3 protein-coding genes are annotated in these 2,823 nt (G+C 35.4%); 2 read left to right on the top strand and 1 reads right to left on the bottom strand.

Annotation, left to right across the window (positions count from 1 at the left end; genetic code table 11):
- Nucleotides 1–180 precede the first annotated feature (180 nt).
- Complete coding sequence (locus IEY42_RS21840; RefSeq protein ID WP_188927280.1) at nt 181–1,155, bottom strand: hypothetical protein; 975 nt, start codon at nt 1,153–1,155, stop codon at nt 181–183.
- A gap of 549 nt (nt 1,156–1,704) precedes the next feature.
- On the opposite strand from IEY42_RS21840, the gene IEY42_RS21835 reads away from it, so the two are divergent.
- Complete coding sequence (locus IEY42_RS21835; RefSeq protein WP_188927279.1) at nt 1,705–2,106, top strand: hypothetical protein; 402 nt, start codon at nt 1,705–1,707, stop codon at nt 2,104–2,106.
- Between the two features lie 161 nt (nt 2,107–2,267).
- A complete protein-coding gene (locus tag IEY42_RS21830) occupies nt 2,268–2,708 on the top strand; it encodes a hypothetical protein (RefSeq protein ID WP_188927278.1) in 441 nt (146 codons plus the stop codon).
- Nucleotides 2,709–2,823 lie beyond the last annotated feature (115 nt).

Raw genomic sequence — 2,823 nt, 5'->3', positions numbered from 1 at the left:
TATCCTTAACTCTCAATAGAGTACGTGTTGATAAGCAGTTACACAAAATTAGTTACAGTCTCAACTTCAAAGATGTTACTGGCGACGGTATGCTTGCAAAAATCGTCTAAGCAATGGATAACGATTACTAAGTTATCGAATAGAACGGCATTCAGAATATTAGCTATAAACTTATTCATATTATGCCTCCAATTTCTTTAAGTTCTTTAAGTGCTTGGTTAGTAATTTTATAGCTATTTTGACTTTCTTAGGTTTTTTGCCTGCATCTGTTTCGATAAACGCTGCAAAGATGGCTTTTATTTTAGTGCTATCTTTCGCCTTGATTTTGAACTGTTCAAGGAATTGGCGATGGCTTTCACTTTTTACGACGTCCTCTATGTAGGTTTGTTTAACTTTTGATGATTGTTTAGTAGGCGTCTTAGGCTTCGCTAAAGGTTTGTCATCATCAAAATCTAGATCATCATTCACTTGTTCAACAGCGTCCTCTTCGGCTTCCTCATCATCTACTTCAAGATCCACATCCGAATTATCTTTATCGAGTAGGCCAAGTGAACGCATTGCGCCTTCGACTATCTTACGGGTGTATTTACCGCTGATAGTAATGTCCTCACCGTATTCTTCTTCAATATGCTCAACCACATCTTGAATTTCTTCATCTGTTAAGTCCTTCATTGGTAGCATTGAGTTGTCACTAAAGAAACCAATAGCATCTGCTCCGTTAACCTCATACGCTACTCTTGCAGCCCAAACTTGTTTGAGCGCGGCGTCATACGAGATTTTGAGATGATTTTCGACATAGGCTTTAAAGTCCGCATAGCCAAGTTTTTTATAACCTTTATTCTTATGTATTATGAGTAGTGCTTGCTTGAGTTCAATTTGCGATGTTTTAACGATACTACCTAAGTGTTTAACGTGATCACGAGAGAGTTTAAATTTACCGCCAATAGCGGATTTAAAATCGCGTTCGTTATTGAATAAAGCTGATACCAACTTCGACGGTAGAAATGATTTATTCGAGCCGTCATCTTTAGTCGCGTGTTTGTTTGCGGCAACTGACGAAGTTGATTTTACTTTCTCAGTTTTTTTATGTTTCTTTTTAGTAGGCTTTTTCTTTGGTGCTTTTGCATCGTTAAATTGCTTACGTTCAGTAGTCATTGTAAATCTCCTATTTGATCTGTTTGTGTGATCGGCTTTAACCGATCTCCTGATTTACAGATTCGATTTCTCATAAATGAAATACCTTTCTCTGCAATCACAGATCCATTTACAGATTACAATTACTAGCTATTTAAGTAGTTATTACTAAGTGATGAATACATGTATGTTTAACTGATAGTTCGCAGTTGTGTTGATACTGAATACATTGAATTACTACTATTATGATATAAGAGATGTTCTAGAAAGCCCTTATTAGACAATGCATTATGTAGTAATTATGATTTAGATTTATAGACGGGACGTTGATTTTAGTGCTACTGTGTCAAATCAAGTAAATGTTATTTTCGACGGGACGATTATTTGTTTGAATTAAATATCATAAGAAATATTAAACGTCGGGACGATGAATTTTCGGGTACTGAAAAACTGTTGGTGTTTCAACGGGACGTCGAATTTACTGACGATTTGTATGATCGGCTTTAGTTTAGATATTGTGCGTAGTGACGTAATTTTTATAACTGCGAGCTCGCAGTTTCTGGGGATGATATGACCGTTGATCGTGAAAAAAGTATAAAACACATAAATCGACATATGACAGAATGGTTTAAGGCTCTTGAAGCTAATAACGAAAAGACTATTGGGCGAAGATGTAGAGAATTGTTAGCGGGTAAAAATAAACTGTCTAAAGTGAGTTATCCGGAATTTATTGCCTGTATGCTTAAGATAAAAAAAGAGACTTGGGAGAATTATCTTAGAAGGTGTCGTGATAAAAAATATGAGAAAGGTAGGGGAAGAATTTCAATCAATAAATCGACACAAGAGCAATTAGACGAGTTAAGAAAAAAACTTGATGCTGATTCATATGACACTTTGATTGTTGCATTAATTGATACTTATAAAAAAGCAAATCGTACTAAAAGTGCTCTACCCAAACCGAAGAGAAAGTAAAAAGGCTCGAAGGAAAATTTAGTTAACCACGACAACCATATCAAAAAGTTCGAACTTTCAATATTGACGTTTATGTGGAAATCGTGATTAATACCAAGGTTAAAATATTGCACTTTAATTATTATCAATGGAATTGTTGGCTTGTAGCAGAGGGAAGGTAAATGAATGAATTGCTAGAATGGAAGTTTGACGTCATCAATGATTCTCTTGATAAACTATTTGTTTTGGTGGAGAAAAATGAGCCCGAACCAATGTTGGATGATTTAAAGTCTTTCGTTAAAATGACGGGTAAGTTCGAATTAGATGATAGCTCATTTGTATCTATATGTGATTGGTTTGATGTTTTAAGTGATGAAACCCGCAAGAGCTTTAAAAGTACAATGTACGAAAAAAGTCGGAAGAAAATCCGCGTTACACATGAGACTCAGGTGGCGCTTCAGACATTGAAGGAAATACATAAACTCAAAAGTGTTAACGATGTGATTTTATATTTGTTGGATATATATAACGAAGGTCAAGATATAGGTGGCTCAAGACCCTATGTGCATACTATGTCAGAGTCATTGTACGATAAGTTTGATGAGTCAATTTTGCCTTTGTAACCCAGAGCTAGTGAAGCAATGTACTCGTTATCATTTAGGTGCTAGAGAAGCTTCATAGACAGGATCTTTAGCGATAACGCTATATTTTAGGTAGAAAAAAGGCCTTATTTATGAT

This window comes from Shewanella algicola (assembly GCF_014648035.1).
GTDB classification, from domain to species: Bacteria; Pseudomonadota; Gammaproteobacteria; order Enterobacterales; family Shewanellaceae; genus Shewanella; species Shewanella algicola.
This window is presented reverse-complemented; position numbering and strand designations above follow the sequence as displayed.